This is a genomic window from Streptomyces sp. NPDC058086 (genome assembly GCF_042885015.1).
Taxonomy (GTDB): Bacteria; Actinomycetota; Actinomycetes; order Streptomycetales; family Streptomycetaceae; genus Streptomyces.
The window spans coordinates 259527-280353 of sequence record NZ_JBHVST010000003.1 but is presented as its reverse complement, the minus strand read 5'-3'; the positions used below and the strand labels follow the sequence as shown (position 1 = coordinate 280353).

Here is a 20827-nt window from a genome sequence, read left to right as displayed (position 1 = left end):
TAACCGCGCGTGGGCCCTGCCGTGCGCACGGCAGGCCCCTCGCGTAGTCCGCTGAAGGCGGACTCAGAGCTTGACGATCATCTTTCCGACGTTCTCGCCCCGCATCATCGCGAAGAAGGCGTCCAGGGTGTTGTCGAGGCCGTCCCTCACGGTTTCGCGGTAGTGGAGCTTGCCCTCGGCGAGCCAGCCGCCGACCTCACGTACGAAGTCCGGCTGGAGGTCCAGCTCCTCGGTGACCATGAACGACAGGATGTCCGAACGCGTCACGGACAGGTTCCACAGGTTGCGCGGTCCCACGACCTTCTCGTCGTTGTACTGAGAGACCATCCCGCTCAGGACGATCCGTGCGTGCAGCTTGAGCGCGCCGATCGCCGCCTCCAGGTGCTCGCCCCCGACGTTGTCGAAGAAGACGTCGATGCCGTCCGGCGCCGCCTGGGCCAACTGCTCGGCGACCGGCCCGTTCTTGTAGTTGAACGCCGTGTCGTAGCCGTACTCGTCGACGAGCAGTTTGACCTTCTCGTCCGAGCCCGCGCTGCCGATCACCCGGCCGGCGCCCTTCAGCTTGGCGATCTGGCCGGCGATGCTACCGACGGCGCCCGCCGCGCCGGAGACGAAGACCGTGTCGCCCTCCTTGATCTTCGCGAACCGCTCCAGTCCGATGTAGGCGGTGAGGCCGGTGACGCCGAGTACGCCCAGGTAGGCGGTGAGGGGCGCCAGATCGGGGTCCACCTTCTGGGCGGTTGCCGCGTCGAGGACCGCGTAGTCGCGCCAGCCGAGGACGTGCACCACATAGTCGCCGGGCGTGAAGCCCTCGGCGTTGGACGCGAGAACGCGGCCGACCGCGGGACCGTCCATCGGTGCGTCCACGTCGTACGGCTCGATGTAGGACTTCTTGTCGCTCATCCGGCCCCGCATGTAGGGGTCGACCGAGAGGTACTCGTTGGCGATCAGGAGCTGCCCCGGGCCGGGAGCGGGGAGGTCCACCTCGCGCAGCGAGAAGTTGGATGCCGACGGCCAGCCCTCTGGGCGGGCGTCCAGGTGCCATGCGCGGGCGGTGGTGGGCAGGGTCTGCTCGGACATGTGAATCAAGTCCCTTCGGTGGGGAGGTGCTGCTTTGATGTGATGTACAGAAAGGTCTGTCTAGTGAACAGAAAGGTCTGTCTCTGCAGGTCCTGAACCGAGCCGCGAACGGCCGGTTTCAGGAACTATCGGGGGCAGGCTGCGTCGAGCAGGTCGCGCGCCGCTCGTTTGGCGGCCTCGGCGGCGGCGTCGGCGTGTTCGACGCGCGTCGCCGCCAGTGTGCCGTCGATGAGGAGCGTGAGCTGGAATGCGAGAGTGTCGGGGTCTGCGGCGCCTGCTGCGGCGGCCCGGTCGCGCACCCAGGCGCGGACGGCACGCTTGTGCTCGGCGGTGATGGCGTGCGGGGTGCTACCGGGGCCGTACTCTGCCGCCGCGTTGATGAAGGCACAGCCCAGTGTGCCCTCGCGCGCCGCGTGTTCAAGTGCGACGAAGAGGCCGAAGAGCTGCTCGCGTGGGTCGTCCCCGGCGGCGAGCGCCGCTGAGCGCAGCTGGCGCCGCCACCTGTCGTCCATTTCTCGCAGGTAAGCGGCGACCACGTCGTCCTTGCTGGGGAACTGCTTGTACAGCGTGGCCTTGGCAACTTCCGACTCGGCGATCAGCCGGTCCACCCCCACGGCGTGGAAGCCGTGGGCGTAGAACAGCTCGCAAGCGGTATCGAGAATGCGCTCCCGGGCGGGGCGTTGCGTGGACACGGTGCTCATACGGTGTAAGTTAACAGACAGGTCTGTCTACCGCAATCGGTCGACGGCGTGGAGCGTCCGCGGAGTGGTTGCATCCCGTCGCCATCCCGCGATATCGCGTTGCGCTCGGCTGACTATACGAGGAGATGTTCGATGGGCAGCATTGATGGTCTGGATGTCGGGACGTTCGGGGTCTACACCTTCGACTTCGAGGTCCAGCCGGCGGCGCGGATACGCGAGTCGGTTCAGGAACTCGAGGAGCAGGGCTGGCGGGCCTTGTGGATTCCCGAGCTCCTCGGGCGTGATGCACTCACGCACGCCGGCTATCTGCTCTCCTGTACTGAGCACATGCGCATCATCAACGGTATTGCGCAGATCTGGTCACGCGGAGCCCGGTGGGCGTACGGTGCCGCCCTCCTGCTGGCCGACGCCTACCCCGACCGGCACGTGCTCGGTTTGGGATTCGGCGGCGGGCAGGGGGCGGGGACCAAGCCCCTGGCGGCTATGAACGCGTACCTCGACGAGATGGACGCACTCCAGACGCCCAACCCCCTGCCGAGGGTTCCCATGCGCCGCATCATGGCCGCGTACGGGCCCAAAATGCTCGAGCTGGCTCGTGAACGCACTGCCGGCGCGCAGACCTATCACGTCAACGTGGCGCATACCGCGCAGGCCCGCGAGATCCTCGGGCCGGACGCGTTCCTGGGCGTCGAGCACGCGGTGCTGTTCGAGTCCGACCCCGACAAGGCCCGCGCGATCGCGCGGGAACACCTGCACATCTATCTGAACTCCCCCTACAACATCGCGAAGTTCCGACGACTGGGCTACTCGGAGGAGGAGATCGCCGGTGGCGGCGACCGCATCGTCGACGACCTCGTGTTCTGGGGTGACCTGGACACCATCGTCGAGAAGCTCCACGCCCATGTCGAGGCCGGAGCCGATCACGTTGCGGTGCAGGTGATCGGGATTGAGCCGGGCGAGTCCGCGATGCCGTACTGGCGCATGCTCGGAGAGGCACTCCTGCCTCAGGGCGGCAACGCCTGATCTGCGGTTTGGGCAGGGCGCCGCGCCCGTGACGGGTCGCGGCGCCTGTGACCGGGCTCGCCTGCCGAAGAAGCCGCGCAGAGTGTGTCACGCGGTCGGGGAACGAAGGTCCTTGCGGAGAATCTTGCCCGACGCGGACTTGAGTACTCGTGTACTCGTGCGGGTGATCGGCGGGGTCAGAGAGTGGGCGCCGCGCCCTGCGGCAGGGTGCCAGTCCGTCGTTCCGTGTCGGCGAGAAACGTCAGGACGCGGGCGGCGAACTCGTTGGGGCACTCGATCTGCGGCATGTGACCGATCCCGGTGAGGAGATGGGTCTCGGCGTGTGGGAGGAGTCGGCGTGCGGAGTCGAGATGACGGGCGGGCAGGACTCGGTCGCGGTCTCCCCAGATGATCAGTGTGGGGCGGGGGTGCTTCGCGACTGCGGCGGTCAGTTCGGCCCGCCAGCCGGGCTTGGTACCGCGCACTGTGGCGAGTTCTCGAACGGTCTCGAGCAGCACGGCGCTCGGGTCGGGTTGGCGGGCGATGGCCAAGGCGTGATCGATCCGCTCCTTGGTGGCCAGTGCCGGGTCGGCGAAGGGCAGGCGTTCGGTCATCCGTGTGGCGGCGCGGGTGGGACGTCGGGTGACGAGGCGGCCGAGGACGGGGAGGGTCAGCAGCCGTAGCGGGAGCGCGACCTCGGGCCCGAAGCCGGCGCTGTTGACCAGCACCAGGCCGGCCACCCGCTCCGGATCGAGGACGAGCAACTGCTGCGCGATCGCGCCGCCGAGAGAGTTGCCGAGCACGTGCAGCGGTCGCTGCTCGCCGAGGGTGTCGAGCGTATCGATCACTCCGCGTGCCAGCACTTTCAGCGTGGTGGGCTCGGGGGAACGGGCGGAGAACCCGAAGCCCGGAAGGTCGAGGGCGATCAACCGGTGTCCCTGGGCGAGGCGTGGGTACTGCGGGGCCCAGTCCTCGAGACTGCGGCCGATGCCGTGCAACAGCAGCACGGGCGGGTCGGACGGGTCACCCTCGATACGCACGCGGGTGCGTCGACCGTTGACGGAGATGAAGGCCGGGGTGCTCATGCCGCCGCACCCCTGGGTGCCGCCTTCGTGCCCACCACGGTGGAGGTGAACTTCAGCGCGGGGTCCTCGACCGGGCCGGTGGCCAGCCGGGCACGGTCGAGCTGGTAGTTCTGCTCCACCGTCCACGGGCCGTGGGAGCCCCGCTGCGGGAAGAGGTGCATGGCGCGGTTGATGTATGCCGTATCCATGTCGAGGAACGGCCCTCCGGTGAGCGTCGGGTCGTCGGCGACCGGGGTGACGGTGGCGTAGCCGTGGCGGTCCATGTGGGCGAGCAGCCGACACAGGTGATCGGAGACCAGGTCGACCTTGAGCGTCCACGCGTTGGTGGTGTAGCCGAGGGCGAAGGCGAAGTTGGGCACACTGCTGACCATCATGGACTTGTAGATGAAGTGGTCGTGGAGATCGACGGCCTGGCGGTCGACGTGCAGGGCGATCCCGCCGAAGGGCAGCATGTTCAGTCCGGTGGCCGTGACGATGACGTCGGCGTCGAGCTCGGTACCCGACTCGAGCAGGATCCCGTGTTCGGTGAACCGCACGATGCGATCGGTGACCACGGATGCCGCACCGCTGGAGATGGCCTTGAACATGTCGGAGTCCGGGACCACGCACAACCGCTGGTCCCACGGGTTATAGCGGGGGTTGAAGTGGGTGTCGATCGCGTAACCCTCAGGAAGGGCACCGGCGTTGAGCTTGCGGATCAGACGCCGCATCTGCCTCGGGTAGCGTCGGCTGAGGGCCAGGATCAGGCGCTGGCGGTTGATGTTGATTCCTCGTGTGACCCGCCACGCGGCCGTCTCCGGCAACAGTCGGCGCAGGGTGTTGGCGATCGGGTCCTGGCGCGGCACCGGCAGCACGTACGACGGTGAGCGCTGCAGCATCGTGACGTGGCCTGCCGTCTCGGCCACCGACGGCAGCAGGGATACGGCGGTGGCGCCGCTGCCGATGATGACGACCTTCTTACCGGTGTAGTTGAGGTCCTCCGGCCACTGCTGCGGGTGGACGATCGGGCCGTGGAAGTCCTCGCGCCCCTCGAAGTGGGGGGTGTACCCGTTGGCGTAGTCGTAGTAGCCGGCAGCGGAGAACAGCACGCCGCAGGTGACATCGAACTGCTCGCCGTCGCTGGTGCTCTCGAGTGTGACGGTCCACCGCGCCTCGTCGGAGGAGAAGTCCGCGCTGAGCACCTTGTGCCCGAGGTGCAGGTGCCGGTCGAGGCCGTCGTCGGCGATCGCTTCGTGCAGGTAGTCAAGGATCTCGTGGGCGTCGGCGATGGCGTTGGCCTTTGTCCACGGCTTGAACTCGAAGCCGAAGCTCTGCATGTCGGCGTCGGACCGGATACCCGGGTAGCGGAACAGGTCCCAGGTTCCGCCGATCGCATCGCGGCCGTCGACGATCGCGAAGGTCTTGTCCGGCTGCTTCGTCTTCAGGTGATGCCCCAGGTCGATGCCGGAGATACCGGCTCCGACGATCAGCACGTCGACGTGCTCGAGTCTCCGTGTCACCTCAGCGGCTGCGCTCATGTCGGTTTCCTTCGTTTCGTGTGGTGGTCGTGACGATCCGGGGAAGGGGCGTGGTCACTGCGGCGAGATCAAGGACACGATGTCGGGGACAGCCGAGATGTCGGGGACGCCGAGGAAGCCGGGACGCTGGTATGCCGGGTCGGGGTAGTCGTAGTAGCCCCTGCCGGTCTGCAGTCCCAGCAGCCCGCGGTCGAGGAAGTTCTTCTTGATGTAGTCGGCGTTGGCACTCATCTGCGCGTCACCGCTCTCCTTGCCCCAGTGGGAGAGAACGTCGTACACCGTCTTCATGCCGACCATGTCCATCATCCCCAGCGGCCCGAATTTGGCGCCGGTGTACAAGAACGTGCGGTCCACGTCCTCGGGGGTGGCGACTCCGTTGGTCACGAGGGTCTGCGCGGCGTTGAGGAAGGGGACCAGCCACGTGTTGACGACGTACCCGTTCTGTTCCTTGCGGATGGGGATCGGCAGCATGCCGATCTCGATGGCGAACTCCGTCACCTCGGTGAGCGTCTTTGGCGACGTACCCGGGTGAGCCATGATCTCGGTGAAGTTCATCGCCCAGATCAGGTTGGAGAAGTGGAGGGCGCAGAACTTCTCCGGACGGCCGGTGGCCTGGGCGAAGTCCCTGGGCAGGAGTGTCGAGGAGTTCGTCGCGACGAGGGCGTCCGGCGGCAGGAGTTCGGCCATCTTCAGGTACAAGGCCGTTTTGACCTCCGGGATCTCGGGCACCGCCTCGATCACCAGGTCCGCCTGTGCGACTGCGGCGGCCAGGTCGGTGCCGTACGTCAGGCGTTCCCGAGTGGCGGCGATGTCCGCGTCGTCGGCGCCGACTTCCGACAGGTAGATTGCGGCGTACTGGTCGTGTGCGGCCCGACAGCGCTCGATGGCGTCCGGTGCGATGTCGTACACGGTGACCGTCTTGCCCTTGAACGCGCTGTGCCAGGCGATCTGTCCGCCCAGCACGCCCGAGCCCAGGACGGTTGCTTTGTCGAGTCGGGACATGGCTCTCTCTTCCTTTTGGCAGCAGGAGTTCGGAGAGGCGAGAGTCGGCACGGTTCACGCGGATCAACTCGGCTGTGGCCGGCACTCGCTCCGTGAGGGATGGCTAGGCCCGGACGCTTTCCCAGTGCCGTGTCAGTGCGGCGGCGAGTGCCCGCGGCTGCTGGAGCGGTGTCCAGTGTCCGCTGTCCAGCCTGACGACGGTCGTGGCTTTGACACTCTTCGCGACGGCGTCGGCGCGCTCCACCGGCTCGATCTGGTCATCGGTGCCCCAGAACACGAGGGAAGGGCTGGTGATGTCCGCCAGACCGGGCTCCCAGTCGGCCCACACGTGGACCGCCGAGCGGTAGAGACGGAGGATGCTGTCCTTCATCGTGGTGTCCAGTCGGCTCGCGTTCTCCTCGGCGCGCTGGGCGGGCACGCCGTTGGCCTGCAGCAACTCGCTCAGCGCCGACGGCGCGAACTCAGCCATCCACTGCTCGCCGACCTCGGGGGTCTGCCAGATCTTTGCGAAGGAGTGCCACTCGTCCGTCCCGGAGATCGAGGCGTCACCGCCGGCCCAGGTTCTCACCAGGTCGGGACGCAGCGAGGCGACGCGGGAGGTGAGGACGCAGCCCCAGTCATGGCCCACGAGGTCGACCGGGCTGCCGATCTCCTCCAGTCGCCCGATGATCCAGTCTGCGTACTCCTCCTTCGTGGAGGTGAAGCCTTCCGGTACGGGGTTTCCGAAACCGGGCAGCGCGAGCGCGATGACATCGGTCCGCGGCAGGTGGTCACGGACGTCGTCCCATACGTGGTGGGTGTCCGGGACACCATGAACGAATACGGCAGGCACGGGATCTCTCCAGTCGACTGATGATTCTCAGGGGTTGCAGTGGATCGGACTTGGTGCCGCCGAAGCCCAGAGCCAGAGCAAGGGGGACGGCTGATGGGCAGGGCTGTGCATGGGGCTGACGTGCAACGTGTGGAGGCTGCGGGCAACGCCACCACCGGTGTCCGGGTGGGTGCCGACACGGGCAGGGTTCGTCCGTCAGGTCTGAGTGAGGGAGGCAGACAGAGAGGAGGCTGTGTGCATGCCGGAGGCGCTCAACGGCCTTCTGTTGTCACATAGTTGGTGGCCGAGCGGTGCGGCGCCCCGTAGCACCGGCGTCGGCCTTGCCGGTGAACGAGTTGTCTACACGCTCGGCCGCGTGCTCGGCGCGCTCTTCTGTGAGGACGGAAAGAACGCGGGTAAACGACTGCCCCAGCGATTCTGAGCGGGCGCGTAGTGGTGATCACCGAGAGGCGGCCAGGTCAGGACTGCGACATCCGTGATGACGGCCCTGCCGACGCGTACTGGCAAGAACTGCTGGGTGACGGCGGTTTGTTCACGCCGGTCGAGCGGTAATCGATCACTCCGGCGGCTCGGCGCGATCGCTGTGCGGTGTTGATGGACGGCTTGGCCGTTTACTGAAGCGCTCATGGCACACCTCGTCGTGTGACTGCCTCCGCCCTGGCGGCGGCCGTTGGAGCGGTGCTCGGCCACCTGGCCGGAGCGGGCCGCCCACGTGCTCACGCTCGATTGCGGCTCGAGGGCTAACAGTAGGAGTGTCACTACCATCATGCAAGTGACTGGCTGTCGTGATGGTGGCCACCGAGCTCATGAGGCCTGCTCGTTCCTCCGCTCGAGTACGGCACGGAGCCGGTCGTCCGCGGATGGTCCCGGCAGGAACGTGGTGTGCTCCTCGTCGATGGGACGGCCGGTCGCGCGGTCGATCAGCAGCGGTTCGACATCCGTGCCCGACTCCTTGTCGACCAGGCGTACGTTCGGCGCCTCCGGGGGGAAGTGGTCGCTGCCGAAGGCGTACAGGGCGATGAGTACTGGTTGGAATGCGTGCCCGACCTCGGTGAGCACGTACTCGTCCCGCGGGGGACGTTCGCTGTAGCGGCGTCGCTCGAGAAGACCGGCCTCGACGAGCGCTCCGAGTCGGCGGGTCAGGGAGTTCGGTGAGATGCCCAGGCTCTTCTGGAACTCGTCGAACCGAGTGATGCCGTGTGTCGCGTCGCGCAGGATGAGGATGCTCCACCACTCGCCGACCCGCTCCAGCGCCAGCGCGACCGGGCAGCTCATGTCCTCAAAGCTCTTCCGTTCCATGATGGAAGTCTACGGAAGTCGCATCGGCGCCTGGTGCTGCGAGCTGTCGGCCGCGGAGGCGATGGCGTCACCGATGCCCGAGTCGCGGAGGACCTGCTTGAAGGCGCCTTCGCCCCGCGAGCATCGCCACCAGAGGTTCTCCGGTGAACATGAGAGTTGATTGCAGGACTTCCCGTGCCCTGGCAACTGCCCGACAAGGGGCCGTCGGTGTGTTGAATCAGCCGCTCCCCGGCCTGGGCGCTCAGCGCGCGGCCCGCCGACGGGCGCGCAGCTGCCTGGGTGATTCGCCGTACCACCGTCGGCAGGCCCGTGTGTAGCTGCTGGTCTCGGAGTAGCCGAGCATGGTCGCGATCTGAGAGATCTGCATGCCGGTGGCGGAGAGCTCCCACGCCACGTCGCGCCGTACGTCGTCGAGGATCTCTTCGAACGACGTGCCTGACTCGGCCAGCCTGCGCTGGAGGACACGGGGATGCAGGGACAACGCCCTGGCGACCGAGAGCAGGCCGGCCTGGTGGACGACCAGGAGTCGCTGGGTCATGTCTCGCACGTGGTCGGCGATGGCGAGGTCGGGCCTCATTCCGGTGAGGTACTTCTCGGCCAGGGCCATTGCTGCCGCGTCCCGGCCAAGGATCGGCTGGTTCAAGGCGTGGTGGGGCAGATGGACGGAGTTCACCTGCCGTTCGAACTCGACAGGACACCCGAACATCTCGCGATAGCTCTTCATGGGTGCGATGCGGCGGTGCTGCAGTGTGACCCGGAGCGGGACGAAGTTCTCCCCGATCATCAATCGGAAGGCGTCCATCGCGATGCCGAGGCCCTTCTCGATCATCTGGTCATGATGAGCGGGCCGTCGCAGGTTGGTCGAGAAAGTGAAAACTGCCGCTTGCGGAGTGCGGATCAGCTCGGTGGAGTCGGTGGGCGCGATGTTGTGCAGGTAACGCGAGACCCCTTCGATCGCCGCGGCAACGGTCTCCGCGTTACGGATGACGACCGCGATGGGGCCCAGCATCTCGATGCCCTGCTTGCGTGCCAGTCGCATCCCGAAGTCGGGGCAGTCGAGCTCCTGGGCCGCGTCCCCGATCACGGCTGCCACCGAGTCGTAGGGGAGGAACGCGTCGTAGTCACCGGCGGCCGCTGGATCGATGCCGTGCGAGCGCATCAGGGCATCCGGCTCACCGCCGAGGCTGGACACCACTTCCGCGACGTTGAGGAGTGCGAGACCACGGATCAGGTTGGTCACAGTCGCCAAGTGTCAACTAATAGTCGCATCAAGACAAGTTCGAGCCGCTCTGCCGGTGCCAGCATCCAGATCGGCGTCACGTCGCCAACGTGACGATCTCCGTCTTCGAGGAAGCAGACAGAGCCATGCAAATCAACGTTTCCGCAAGACAAGCCCTCGTCGCCAGCGGTCGCCGCGGCACCGGCACGGGGAGCAGCTCATGTCGATGAAAGCAGTCGTCATGATCAACAGTGGCCTCGAGGTGGTCGAGGCGCCGCTGCCGCAGCCCGGCCCGGGGGAGGCGCTGGTCAAGGTCCTCGCAGCGGGGATCTGCGGCAGTGACCTGCACTGTGTCACCCATGGTGCGCAGTTGCTGGACAGTGCGAAGGAGGCAGCAGGGGTAGAGCTCTTCAAGCTGGACGAGCCGGTCGTCCTGGGGCACGAGTTCTGCGCCGAGGTCGTCGCGTACGGACCCGGCTGCCGAGCCACGCTCGCTCCCGGCAGCCGAGTCGTCTCGGTGCCGTTCCTGCTCCGGCCGGAGCCCGTGACCATCGGCTTCGGGGGTCCCAGTACCCCAGGCGCGTACGCCGAGTACATGCTCCTGTCCGAGGACCTTCTCGTTCCGGTTCCCGACCATGTGCCCGATGACCTCGCCACCCTGGCCGAACCGCTCGCGGTCGCCCTGCACGCGGTCAACCGCGGCGGCCTGGGGCCCGATGACGTGCCGCTCGTGATCGGCTGCGGACCCATCGGACTCGCGGTGATCGCGGTCCTGAAGATGCGTGGCATCGGCCCGATCGTGGCGTCGGACTTCTCGCCGTCGCGCAGAGCGATGGCCGCGGCCCTTGGTGCCGACGTCGTGGTGGACCCGCGCGAGACGTCGCCCTACGAGTCGTGGCAGGAGGTCGCCGCCACCTCCGACGCGGAGCGGTGGGGCCGCCAGACTCCGATGTTCCCCGGCGCCGGGTTGCGTCCGTCCGTGGTCTTCGAATGCGTCGGTGTCCCCGGGATCCTCCAGCAGATCCTGTCCGGAGCGGCGGCCTGCTCGAAGGTTGTCGTCGCGGGCCTGTGCATGGAGCAGGACTTCATCTACCCGAGCTTCGCGATCATGAAGGAGATCGACCTGGCCTTCTGCATCTCCTACACACCCGAGGAGTTCGCCCAGGCTCTGGGGCACATCGCCTCCGGGGAGCTGCGGGTCGAGTCGTTCATCACCAGTCGTGTCGCACTCGACGAAGTGCCCGAGGCCTTCGCGAGGCTGGCCGACCCCGAGAAGGACGCCAAAATCATCGTCCTTCCGTGAGCTGATCCGCATCCGAGCCGCCCTCCCGCCTGCGGCCCACGGCGGGACCCACCCCGCTGGGCCACGGCAATCATGAGAAAGCAGACACCCGCCATGACCGCTGAAGTGACCGCGAACAAGGTCCCCGTCGTCTCGCTCCCGCAGACCGAGCTGCTCACGGTCAACGTGAACGAGATCCCCGTCCTGAAGGACTCCCTGGGCCCCGGGATCGACTTCCAGCCGCTGTTCCTCGACCCCGAAGTCGGGGTGTGGGTGATCATCGGCACCTTCGCTCCCGGAGTGGAACTGCCCATTCACCTCCACACCGGCCCGGTGCACGGTTACACCCTGAAGGGAGAGTGGATCTACAAGGAGTACCCGGACCAGCCGCAGACCGCCGGGTCGTATCTCTACGAGCCGGCCTCCTCGGTCCACACCTTCGCCGTGCCGGAGACGACCACCGAGCCCACGGTCGTGCTGTTCATCGTGTACGGAGCCAACGTCGGCTTCACCGACGAAGGTCAGTTCCACTCGGTCCTCGACGCCGTCACCGTCCAGAAGCTGACCGAGGACTGTGCGCGAGCGCAGGGCCTCGGCGCCATCCAGTACCTCACCGGTGGGACGGCGAAGTTCAGCGGCGCATAACCAAGGACCGGCGGTGCGGGCATCGAAGTCCAAGCGGCGAAGTGATGCCCGCACCGCCCTCGTACGAGGTGGCACGACGGGACCGTACCGCCTCGAAGAAACGTTTCTGGGCACACGTCTGCACACAAGAGCGACATGGAGGCCGCCCAATGCCCCTCTCTGATTGGGAAGAGCGCACCGTCCAGGTCAACGGGCAGCGCATCCACCTACGGATCGCCGGGACGTCCGGCCCGATGGTCCTGATGGTCCATGGTTTCCCCGAGTCCTGGTACTCGTGGCGGCACCAGATGGACGCGCTGTCCGACGCCGGCTACCGCGCCGTGGCGCTGGACATGCGGGGATACGGACGATCCTCCAAGCCCGCCGACATAGCGGCGTACCGGATCACCGAGTCGGTCGCGGACTGCGTCGGTGTGGTCGAGGCCCTGGGCGAGTCGAGCGCTGTGATCGTCGGCCATGACTACGGGGCTCCGGTCGCCTGGGCCTCGGCGTGGACGCGGCCCGATGTCTTCCGCGGGGTCGTGGCGCTGAGCGTGCCGTTCGGCGGCCGGGGCCAGTCGGCACTGCCGGGCAACCCCTTCGGTGAGCGGCGCCCGAGCGAGGTCGCCCGCGAGCTTGCGGGCCCCGACATGCTGTTCTACCAGGAGTATTTCTCGCTCCCTGGCGGCGTTGCGGAGCAGGAGATCGAGGAAGATGTGCGGTCGTGGGTCATCAGCGGCCTATACAGCCTGTCCGCGGACCGTCCCCTGCCGCCTGAGCTCGCCGGCGTCGACCTCACATCGCTTCCACCGGACTTCCTCCGGGAGTTCGTGCGGGGCGCCATGTGCGTGCCGCGGGCGGAGAAGTTCGGCGCAAGGCTGGAACTGCCGGAGAAACTGCTCGACTGGATCGGCCAGGACGAGGTGGACTTCCTCGTCGCCGAGCTGGAGCACACCGGACTCACCGGCCCGCTGAACTATTACCGGACCCTCGATCTGAACTGGGAGGTCCTCGAGGAGTACGAGAGCAGGCCGGTGACCGTGCCCGCGCTCTTCATCGGGGGCGACCGGGACGTGACGACGATCTGGAGCCAGGAGGCGATCGCTCGGATCGGGGAAAAGGTCCCCGACCTGCGGGGGTCGGTGATCCTGGCCGACTGCGGGCACTGGATCCAGCAGGAGCGGCCCGAGGCGGTCAACAGGGAGCTCCTGGACTTCCTCAACGGTCTCTGACGCGGTTCCTCGACGGTCGCTGAACCGGGAGCGAGCACCATGACCGGCTGGGCGGCGGCGGTGAGGGTCGTCGTCGCCCAGCCCTCCGACTTCCAGCCGACCTCAGCGGGAAACGGGCAAGCGGGCGGGAAGTGCCCGCCCATGCCTTTCCCCGTACATTTTGATTTATGGGAACCGACGCCCATGCCTTCCTTCAAGATCTCGCCCAAGGGCTCACGGCCCAATCGGATCACCTGACCGAAGTGGTGCTGCAGCGCTTGCGCAGCGAGCTTCCCGAGGTGTGGAGATACGAGGACATCGCCGCTCTGGCGCCAGTGGCCCTGTCCGAAGTCGTCGACACCGCTCTGGAGTTTCTTGAGCGCGGCCGTGATCTGTCCGAGGTCACGACGCCGCCCGCGGCCATCGACTTCGCTTGCCGACTTGCTGAGCACGGGGTGCAGATCAGCGAGCTGCTCCGCATCTATCGGCTCGTCCACGCAGGTCTGCTTCATCTGCTCTATGAGGAGACCGGCCATCTCACTAAGGATCCTGAGCTGATCAACGCGGTGACGATCACGCTGAGCGCGCTGGCTTTCGAGTATGTCGATCGCACCTCGCAGCAGGCGGTAGCCGCGTATCAGCGGGCGCGCGACCGTTGGCTGCAACGGCGGCTGATCACGATCAACGAAGCCGGCACACGGATCGGGAGCACGCTGGACACCGCCCGCACCGCGCAGGAACTGGCAGACGTCGGTACCGACCACTTCGCTGACCTCGTCACCGTCGACCTTCTCGACGCCGCCCTCCGCGAAGAAGGCACGCACCCGGCAGACAGTCCGCCCCTACTTCGCCGGATCGCACAATCTGTCTCGGACGGCAGCAAAGACCCGGCCGCCGGCTCAGGGCCGAGGCACACCTACCAGGAAGGGTCGCAGCCGGCTGTCGTACTGGCCACCGGACAACCCCTCCGGCTCGGCATCACGGCCTCCGACGCGCCGACGTGGTTGAAGGTGCCTCCGGATGACAGTGGTGCCTCAGGTGTGGGCGGCATCCACTCCCTGCTCCTCATCCCGCTATGGGCACGGGGCAATCCGCTGGGGCTGGCACAGTTCTGCCGCCGTCAGACAGCGGATCCGTTCGACGACGACGATCTGCTCCTGGCCCAGGAGATCTCCTCCAGGGCAGCGGTGAACATCGACAACGCTCGTCGCTACACCCAGGAGCGGAGTATCGCCCTCACCCTCCAGCGCAGCCTGCTGCCGCAGCACGCGCCGGAGGAGTCCGCCGTCGAGACGGCCGCCCGGTACCTGCCCAGCGGATCAAGAGCCGGCGTGGGTGGTGACTGGTACGACGTGATCCCGCTTTCCGGAGCTCGCGTCGCCCTCGTCGTGGGCGACGTGGTCGGCCGCGGCCTCCAGGCCTCGGCCACCATGGGCCGACTGCGAACGGCCGTCCGTACTCTGGCGGACATCGACCTCACCCCCGATGAACTGCTGACACACCTCGACGACGTGGTCATCCGGCTGCAGCGCGCGGAGCAAAGGGGCATGGACGAGATCAGCGCCACGTGTCTGTACGCGGTCTATGACCCCGTCTCCCGCGTGTGCTCCCTGGCCAGTGCCGGACACGTTCTGCCGGCCGTAGTGACTCCCGGTGATGCGCTGGCCCGTCGTACGGTCATCTTCCCGGAGCTGCAGATCGGCCCGCCACTGGGTCTGGGAGGGCTTCCCTTCGAAACCGACCAGTTCGAAGTGCCACAGGGCAGTCTTCTGGTGCTGTACACCGATGGCCTCATTGAAAGCCGCGCTCGCGACGTGGACGCCGCCCTCGCGGTGTTGTCCGATGTCCTCGCTCAGGCACCTGCTTCGCTGGAGGAGACCTGCGACGGACTGCTCCACGCGCTGTTGCCCAGCCGCCCCGCCGATGACGTCGCTCTTCTTGTGGCACGCACCCGAGTGCTGGATGCCCACCACGTCGCGACCCTGGACGTCCCCTCCGATCCGGCCGTCGTCTCCCAGGCGCGCGCTTTCGCCTCTGAGCGGCTGGCCGCCTGGGGGTTGGAAGAGATGGCCTTCATCACGGAGCTTGTGGTGAGCGAACTGGTGACGAACGCCATCCGCTATGGCAAGAGCCCCATCCAACTGCGGATGATCCTCCAATCCACTGTGACGTGCGAGGTCTCCGACGCCAGTGGCACTGCCCCGCACCTGCGCCGTGCCCGGGACTTCGACGAGGGCGGCCGCGGCCTGCTCCTGGTTGCTCAGCTCACCGAACGCTGGGGCACGCGGCACCATCGCGAGGGAAAGGTGATCTGGGCGGAGCAACTGATTCCGTCCGCTCTCGCCGAGTGACCGTATTGATCAGGACCTGGCAGAGACTGCGGCGTGAGCAGCCCGCAATGAGGGTTTGTCGATCTTGCCGACCGCGTTCTTCGGGATGGCTTCCACCACGACGAACGAGGTCGGGCGCTTGTAGCCGGTGAGACTGCGCGTGCAGAGCGCTTTCAGCGCCCCCGGATCAACCGTCAGACCCTGTCGAGGCTGGACGTAGGCGACGACCACCTCTCCCCACTTTTCGTCGGGTACGCCGATCACAGCGGCCTCGAGCACCGACGGGTCGCCTGTGAGCACGTCCTCGATCTCCTTGGGATAGATGTTCTCTCCACCCCGGATGATCATGTCTTTCGAACGCCCGACGAGGGTCAGATAGCCCTCGGTGTCGAGGTGCCCCACGTCGCCCGTGTGCAGCCAGCCGTCGACGATGGCTTTGGCAGTTTCGTCCGGACGGCCGAGGTAGCCCCGCATGACGTTGGGGCCGCGCACGATGACCTCGCCGTCCATACCAGGCGCCACCTCGGTACCGGCGGCGTCGACGATCTGGATCTCCTGGCCGGGGAAGGGAAGTCCCACGGTTCCGGCGCGACGGGGTCCCGCGACGGGGTTGATGGTGGAGCCGCAGGTTCCTTCAGACAGCCCATACCCCTCGACGAGGGGAAACCCGTACCGGGCCTCGAACCGGGTCAGCAACTCGGCGGAGGCAGGTGCGGCGCCGCAGACTCCGAACCGTAGCGACGACGTGTCGGGCCGAACGTCGTCCGGGAGTGCCGCGAGCATGCTGTAGATCGTCGGCACCGCGCTGAAGAAGGTGGGGCGCTCCTGCTCGACGAGGTCGAAGAAGCTGTAGGGATCGAAACGGCCGCCCGCGATGACGACGCTCGCGCCAGCCAGAAGCGACGTCAGGACGCTGACCACGATGCCGTTGACGTGGAAGAGCGGCAGGATCAGCAGGCATCGGTCGGCTGGCCCCACATCCAACGCCTGGCGCCCCATCTCGACCATGGCGTCGATGTTGGCGTGGTCGAGCATCACACCCTTGGGAACCCCGGTCGTACCGCTGGTGTAGATGAGCAGGGCCAGTGTGGACGGGTCTAGAAGCGGTGCTTGATCCGAGCACACTGCTCCTTCGTACAGTTCGCCGACGGCGAGTACGGCAACACCGTGCCCTCCTACGGCCGCACCGTCCTCGACCACCAGCAGGTGCGTACCGGAGTCCTTGAGCTGTCGGACCACCTCGACATCGGTCATGCTCGGGTTGACCGGTGTGATGGTGGCGCCGAGCCGCCAGGCGGCGAACAGCAGGAGTACGAACTCGACGCGGTTCGTCAGCTTGAGGGCGACGACGTCACCGGGACCGATTCCGAGGTCCTGGAGTTGACGCGCCACCGTTCGGACCCGGCTCAGCAACTGCGTGTTGGTGAGGGACTGGTGCCCGTCCGAGACCGCGGCCCCATGGGGGTCGAGCTCGGCGCGGCGGTCGGGCAGAGAAGCGAAATTCATGGCGAGCGTACCTGTCTCGGTGTGATGCGATCCGGTCAAGGAGTCGGCGCGGCGGGTGCCGGGTTCAGCTGGCGGGCGAGGAACTCGATCTGGTCGCGTACCAGTGCCTCGAAGGTCTCGCCGGTGTAGAAGTCGAAGTGGCCGGCGTCGTACCTCTTGATCTCTCCCCGGGGCGCGGTGCCCGCGTACCGGAGGGTCTGGGCGGGAGGCGTGACCGAGTCGGTGTTGCTGACGCAGAAGAGGATCGGCATGGTGACCTTCTTCGCCGCACGCCCGGGCCGGTAGGCGGCGATGGTCGGAATGACCCGCGCCGCCACCTCGTTGCGGAACGTCGTCCCGGCCGGCTGCAGCGCCTGGTATCCGGGGAGGGCGTCCGGAGCGTTCATGAGGGCCGGCGAACCGGGGGCGGCTGCGATGGGAACCAACACGGGTGCCTTGCCGCGCACCTTGGTCGCCAGATCCCGGGCGAGCACAGGAGCCATCCTGAGTGAGGCGACTGGGCCCAGCGCGAGCGCGGAGGCGAGACCGTCGGTGAACGGGCACTGGGCCACAGCCGCGCGCAGTTCGGGATGGCGTGAGGCGACGGTGATGGCGTGGCCGCCGCCGAAGGAGCTGCCCCACACGGCGACACGGTCGTGGTCGACGTCACGGCGGGCCTTGACGTAGGCGATGGCGGCGTCCCAGTCGACGAGTTGACGCTTGATCGACAGGAGCTGGCGCGGGTGGCCGCCGCTGTCGCCGAAGTGCCGGTAGGTGAAGGCCAGAGCGGCGATGCCGGCCTGTGCGAATCGCTCGGCGAAGGCGTCCAGGCGCATCTCGCGGGTGGCGCCCAGGCCGTGCCCGAGGACGACGACGGGCGGGGAGACGACGCCCTTGGGGAGGTAGAGCCATCCGGCGCATCTGCTGTCGCCGGAGGGGAACGTGACGTCGTGACGGGTGAAGGGCTGTGGAGTGGTCACCGTCGGCTCACCGTCCGTTCGCCGAGCGGCGCCCGGGCACGCTGCCCGACGCGAGCGCCTGCGCGTAGGTGTCCGGCCGGTAGAGAGGGAGCTCGCCGGTGGCGTCCGTCGTATCCATGTAGTCGAGCATCAGTTCCTGACCCTCCTTGGACATGACTCTGGTGAAGAACTCGGCGCGTTCGACATGCAGGCCGTCCTCCAGCGACATCGACCCGCCGAAGTACACCGACCTCTTGGCGGCCGCGACCGACCCCTTCGGCCGCTTGCCGAAGTGTTCTGCGAGTTCGATCGCCTGGGCGACCACCTTGTCCTGCGGAACGACCTTGTCGACTGCCCCGTTTGCGAGAGCCTCCGCAGGTGTGAACGGCTTGCCCTCGAGGATCGCGGCCAAGGACCGGTGGGTGCCGATCAGGCGGGTCAGCCGCTGGGTGCCGCCTCCACCCGGGATGATGCCGAGGAGGATTTCCGGCTGGCCGATGAAGAAGTCCCCGTCGGCCATGACCCGCAGATCGCACGCCCAGGCGAACTCCGCGCCGAGGCCGAGAGCCGAACCGTTGAGGGCGGCGACGAAGAGGACACCGCTGCCGTTCATCTTGAGGAAGGTCGTGTGCAGGCGCTCCAGCTGGAGGGCTCCTCGCATCGGGGTCCTGCGCATCACGGCCCCGAGGAAACGGGACCGGTCCACGTGCTTCGCCATGCGTACGACGGCGGCGGCACCGCGTCGGCCGACCGTAGGGCTCGCGGCGCCCTCTTCCTGAAGCCACCGGACCGCGGCATGGCTGACGAACCGCTCGGGATGTGCCCCGGTGAAGACGACGGCACGGATGCCCGGATCGCGGTCGACCCGGGCCACCAGCTTGTCCAGCTGGCCGGCGATATCGAGGCCGAACACCTGGTGAGGGCCGCCGTCGACCCGGACGACCAGGACGGCCCCGCGATCTTCGATCTCCAGATGGCCCTTGTCTTTGTATGGCATGAAACTTGCTCCCGTGCTGAGTTCATGGCGAGTGCAAAGTGGGTGGGGGATGGCCGCGCATGTGTGGTGCGGCGGCGATGAAGCTGTATCGCCGTGGCGGGATGGCGTACCGGCGGCAACAATCTGGGACAGTGCGTGAAGGTGCGTCCAGGGGCGCACGCCTGTGTCCGAGACGGCACGTCACTCGTGATGTGTATCCTGGCCTTGGCGATCCACATAACCAAGTTATTTCAAGTGTGACAACCGCCACTCGATGGTGTGCGGTATAGAGGCTCGTGGTCAGCCGCGGAGTCAGATGGAGGAATGAGGGTCATGTCTGGGCGGACGAAGGTCGATGACGCACCGCAGCGGCTTGTGCGGGCCGCCATCAGTCTGCTCGCCGAACAGGGTCCATCGGCCGTCAAGGCGCGCACGGTGGCGTCCGCGAGCGGACTGTCGACGATGGTGGTCTACAGCCACTTCGGTGGGATCCCCGAACTGATGCGAGCCGTTGTCGACCATGGCTTCAAGGAGCTTGGCACGGCGTTTGCCCAGGTGCCGGTGACGGAGGACCCGATCGCGGATCTCTTTGCCATGGCCTTGAGCTGTCGTCGAGTCGCCCGCGAAAACCCCCACCTGTACGACCTCATGTTCGGGCTGTCCACGCGTGCGACGTACCGGCCGCTGTCGGACGCGGACCTTCGTCTGAGTGGGCGTTCGCCGGCCTTCCGAGACGCCCATGCCCATGTCACCGCAGCGTGTGAACGGCTCGTGCACTCCGGCAGGGTCGAGCGACAGGAACCCGAAGTCATAGCAGCTCAGTTGTGGAGTCTCGTGCACGGATACATCACCCTTGAGCTGGCTGAGCATTTCATCGAGTTCGACGACGCGGTGATGCAGGTGCTCCTGCCGATGGGTGTGAACTTCTCCGTCGGGTTGGGCGACCGCAGGGAGCGTGCCGGGGCCTCGCACGAGGTTGGCGCTCGCTTGTACGACTCGATCGTCCAAGGCCGGGGAAAGTAGAGCTGTTGGGTTCTGCCCCGTGCGCGGCTAGGAGGACCTGCTCTCCGCACCAGGAGTATCGGTACCCGGCGTGAGTTGGTCATGCCTCCCCAGCGCCGCGACCTCCCGTTCGAGGGACGGAACCGCCCGGGCCGCGAAGCGCCTCGCCCAGGGCCAGGCCAGCGGCGAGTTCAGCGCCGCCTTCGCCCAGTTGGCCACGAGGACTGCGCGCGGGACGTATACGCGGCTGCGTCGGCGCACGAGCCCGTCGACGATCGCGGCAGCCGCCCGGTCGGCGCTCGTGGTGACGTTTCCCGGATAGGGCAGCCGCTGACGCAGGTCCTGGAACGAGGGGAGGTCCACCTCGGCGCCCCGGACGAGGTCCGTGTCGATCCAGGAGGGGTGTACAAGGCCGACTGTGATGCCGAGGTGCGCCACCTCCTGACGGTAGGTCAGGGCGAGCAGTTCGGCCGCGGCCTTGCTCGCGCCGTAGGAGGCCATTGCTGCCAACGGCATGAACGACAGTGCGGACGCCACGACCAGCACGTGGCCCCGGCTGCGCTCCAGATGGGGTGTCGCGTACTTGAGGGTGCGGAACACGCCGTTCAGATTGATGTCCAGGACCCGCTCGAACGACGCCTCGTCCGTCTGTCGCACCGTCCCGTACGCCACCACGCCGGCATTGGCGACGACGAGGTCGATGCCGCCCATCACCTCTGCAGCCGCATCGATCGCCGACCGTAGAGCGGCGCCGTCACGCACATCGGCCTCACGCCAGGAGGCGGTGGGGCCCAGGTCATCGGCGAGGTCGCGCAGCCGATCGGGTTCCAGGCCGATCAGGGTCACACGAGCGCCTCGAGCGGTGGCCTGGCGGGCGACCTTCTCGCCGATGCCGCGTGCCGCTCCGGTGACAACCAGCTTTCTGCCCAGCAAGTCACGTTTCATGGCGGCAACATAACTTCGTTATTGCTGGAACACAAGATGGCGCGCGCACCGGTCGATCTTCTACGGGATCCTGCGGTTCGACGCGTTCCAGAAGTCGATGGGGACCGCCGTTGACGCACTGATGGACCGGCTGCGTCGGGTGGTGGAGGAGGGGGCTGCTGGAGAAACGGCCGTACCAGACGGAGCCAGTTCTGCGGTGATAGGCCGAGGTGACAGCTGAGGTTCGGACACGTTGGCAGACCGGGGAACGGGACTGCGCGCTTGGCCTGGTCGCCG

Annotated in this window: 19 protein-coding genes; 7 read left to right on the top strand and 12 right to left on the bottom strand. The window is 67.1% G+C overall.

Annotated elements, in window-relative coordinates:
• Positions 1–63: 63 nt before the first annotated feature.
• Together ACFVWD_RS04115 and ACFVWD_RS04110 are read right to left on the bottom strand one after the other, a co-directional pair.
• Entirely contained in the window at positions 64–1080 is a 1017-nt protein-coding gene (locus ACFVWD_RS04115) for an NADP-dependent oxidoreductase (RefSeq protein WP_389593836.1), read from the bottom strand.
• A 125-nt stretch (positions 1081–1205) separates the two neighbouring features.
• The gene (locus tag ACFVWD_RS04110; RefSeq protein ID WP_389593835.1) at positions 1206–1781 is read right to left on the bottom strand and encodes a TetR/AcrR family transcriptional regulator; all 576 of its coding nucleotides are present in this window, start codon (positions 1779–1781) and stop codon (positions 1206–1208) included.
• A gap of 132 nt (positions 1782–1913) precedes the next feature.
• Between ACFVWD_RS04110 and ACFVWD_RS04105 the strand changes: the two genes are divergently transcribed.
• On the top strand, positions 1914–2804 hold the full coding sequence (locus ACFVWD_RS04105; RefSeq protein WP_389593834.1) for a TIGR03620 family F420-dependent LLM class oxidoreductase: 891 nt from the start codon (positions 1914–1916) through the stop codon (positions 2802–2804).
• Between the two features lie 176 nt (positions 2805–2980).
• Here ACFVWD_RS04105 and ACFVWD_RS04100 read toward each other — a convergent pair whose 3' ends face one another.
• The 4 genes from ACFVWD_RS04100 to ACFVWD_RS04085 form a co-directional block, all read right to left on the bottom strand.
• The gene (locus ACFVWD_RS04100; protein ID WP_389593833.1) at positions 2981–3868 is read right to left on the bottom strand and encodes an alpha/beta fold hydrolase; all 888 of its coding nucleotides are present in this window, start codon (positions 3866–3868) and stop codon (positions 2981–2983) included.
• A complete protein-coding gene (locus ACFVWD_RS04095; protein ID WP_389593832.1) occupies positions 3865–5385 on the bottom strand; it encodes a flavin-containing monooxygenase in 1521 nt (506 codons plus the stop codon). Before ACFVWD_RS04095 ends, ACFVWD_RS04100 begins: the two co-directional genes overlap by 4 nt.
• Positions 5386–5439: 54 nt before the next feature.
• Entirely contained in the window at positions 5440–6387 is a 948-nt protein-coding gene (locus tag ACFVWD_RS04090) for a 3-hydroxyacyl-CoA dehydrogenase (protein WP_389593831.1), read from the bottom strand.
• 103 nt (positions 6388–6490) lie between these two features.
• A complete protein-coding gene (locus ACFVWD_RS04085; RefSeq protein WP_143653830.1) occupies positions 6491–7219 on the bottom strand; it encodes an alpha/beta fold hydrolase in 729 nt (242 codons plus the stop codon).
• Between the two features lie 238 nt (positions 7220–7457).
• On the opposite strand from ACFVWD_RS04085, the gene ACFVWD_RS04080 reads away from it, so the two are divergent.
• Positions 7458–7640, top strand: a complete 183-nt coding sequence (locus tag ACFVWD_RS04080) for a hypothetical protein (RefSeq protein ID WP_389593830.1) — start codon at positions 7458–7460, stop codon at positions 7638–7640.
• Positions 7641–8023: 383 nt separating this feature from the next.
• Here ACFVWD_RS04080 and ACFVWD_RS04075 read toward each other — a convergent pair whose 3' ends face one another.
• Both ACFVWD_RS04075 and ACFVWD_RS04070 read right to left on the bottom strand, forming a co-directional pair.
• Positions 8024–8518: a winged helix-turn-helix transcriptional regulator gene (locus ACFVWD_RS04075; protein ID WP_389593829.1), complete on the bottom strand. Its 495-nt coding sequence runs from the start codon at positions 8516–8518 to the stop codon at positions 8024–8026.
• 241 nt (positions 8519–8759) lie between these two features.
• A complete protein-coding gene (locus tag ACFVWD_RS04070; RefSeq protein WP_389593828.1) occupies positions 8760–9758 on the bottom strand; it encodes an AraC family transcriptional regulator in 999 nt (332 codons plus the stop codon).
• Between the two features lie 199 nt (positions 9759–9957).
• Between ACFVWD_RS04070 and ACFVWD_RS04065 the strand changes: the two genes are divergently transcribed.
• The 4 genes from ACFVWD_RS04065 to ACFVWD_RS04050 all read left to right on the top strand — a co-directional run bounded on the left by ACFVWD_RS04065 (position 9958) and on the right by ACFVWD_RS04050 (position 15205).
• Positions 9958–11040, top strand: a complete 1083-nt coding sequence (locus ACFVWD_RS04065; protein ID WP_389593827.1) for a zinc-binding dehydrogenase — start codon at positions 9958–9960, stop codon at positions 11038–11040.
• A gap of 93 nt (positions 11041–11133) precedes the next feature.
• Positions 11134–11664, top strand: coding sequence for a 2,4'-dihydroxyacetophenone dioxygenase family protein (locus ACFVWD_RS04060; RefSeq protein ID WP_143653826.1), 531 nt, complete (start codon positions 11134–11136; stop codon positions 11662–11664).
• A gap of 149 nt (positions 11665–11813) precedes the next feature.
• A complete protein-coding gene (locus tag ACFVWD_RS04055; RefSeq protein WP_389593826.1) occupies positions 11814–12875 on the top strand; it encodes an alpha/beta fold hydrolase in 1062 nt (353 codons plus the stop codon).
• Positions 12876–13042: 167 nt separating this feature from the next.
• A complete protein-coding gene (locus ACFVWD_RS04050; RefSeq protein ID WP_389593825.1) occupies positions 13043–15205 on the top strand; it encodes a SpoIIE family protein phosphatase in 2163 nt (720 codons plus the stop codon).
• Between the two features lie 9 nt (positions 15206–15214).
• Here the strand turns inward: ACFVWD_RS04050 and ACFVWD_RS04045 are convergent, their stop codons facing one another.
• The 3 genes from ACFVWD_RS04045 to ACFVWD_RS04035 are packed head-to-tail and all read right to left on the bottom strand — an operon-like array spanning position 15215 to position 18625.
• Complete coding sequence (locus ACFVWD_RS04045) at positions 15215–16690, bottom strand: class I adenylate-forming enzyme family protein (RefSeq protein ID WP_389593824.1); 1476 nt, start codon at positions 16688–16690, stop codon at positions 15215–15217.
• Between the two features lie 35 nt (positions 16691–16725).
• On the bottom strand, positions 16726–17649 hold the full coding sequence (locus tag ACFVWD_RS04040; RefSeq protein ID WP_389593823.1) for an alpha/beta hydrolase: 924 nt from the start codon (positions 17647–17649) through the stop codon (positions 16726–16728).
• 7 nt (positions 17650–17656) lie between these two features.
• A complete protein-coding gene (locus ACFVWD_RS04035) occupies positions 17657–18625 on the bottom strand; it encodes an enoyl-CoA hydratase/isomerase family protein (RefSeq protein WP_389593822.1) in 969 nt (322 codons plus the stop codon).
• 354 nt (positions 18626–18979) lie between these two features.
• On the opposite strand from ACFVWD_RS04035, the gene ACFVWD_RS04030 reads away from it, so the two are divergent.
• A complete protein-coding gene (locus ACFVWD_RS04030; protein ID WP_389593821.1) occupies positions 18980–19627 on the top strand; it encodes a TetR/AcrR family transcriptional regulator in 648 nt (215 codons plus the stop codon).
• Between the two features lie 27 nt (positions 19628–19654).
• On the opposite strand, the gene ACFVWD_RS04025 is transcribed toward ACFVWD_RS04030, so the two are convergent.
• Positions 19655–20551 (bottom strand): SDR family oxidoreductase, encoded by an 897-nt coding sequence (locus tag ACFVWD_RS04025; RefSeq protein WP_389593820.1) that lies wholly within the window; start codon positions 20549–20551, stop codon positions 19655–19657.
• Positions 20552–20827: the final 276 nt, after the last annotated feature.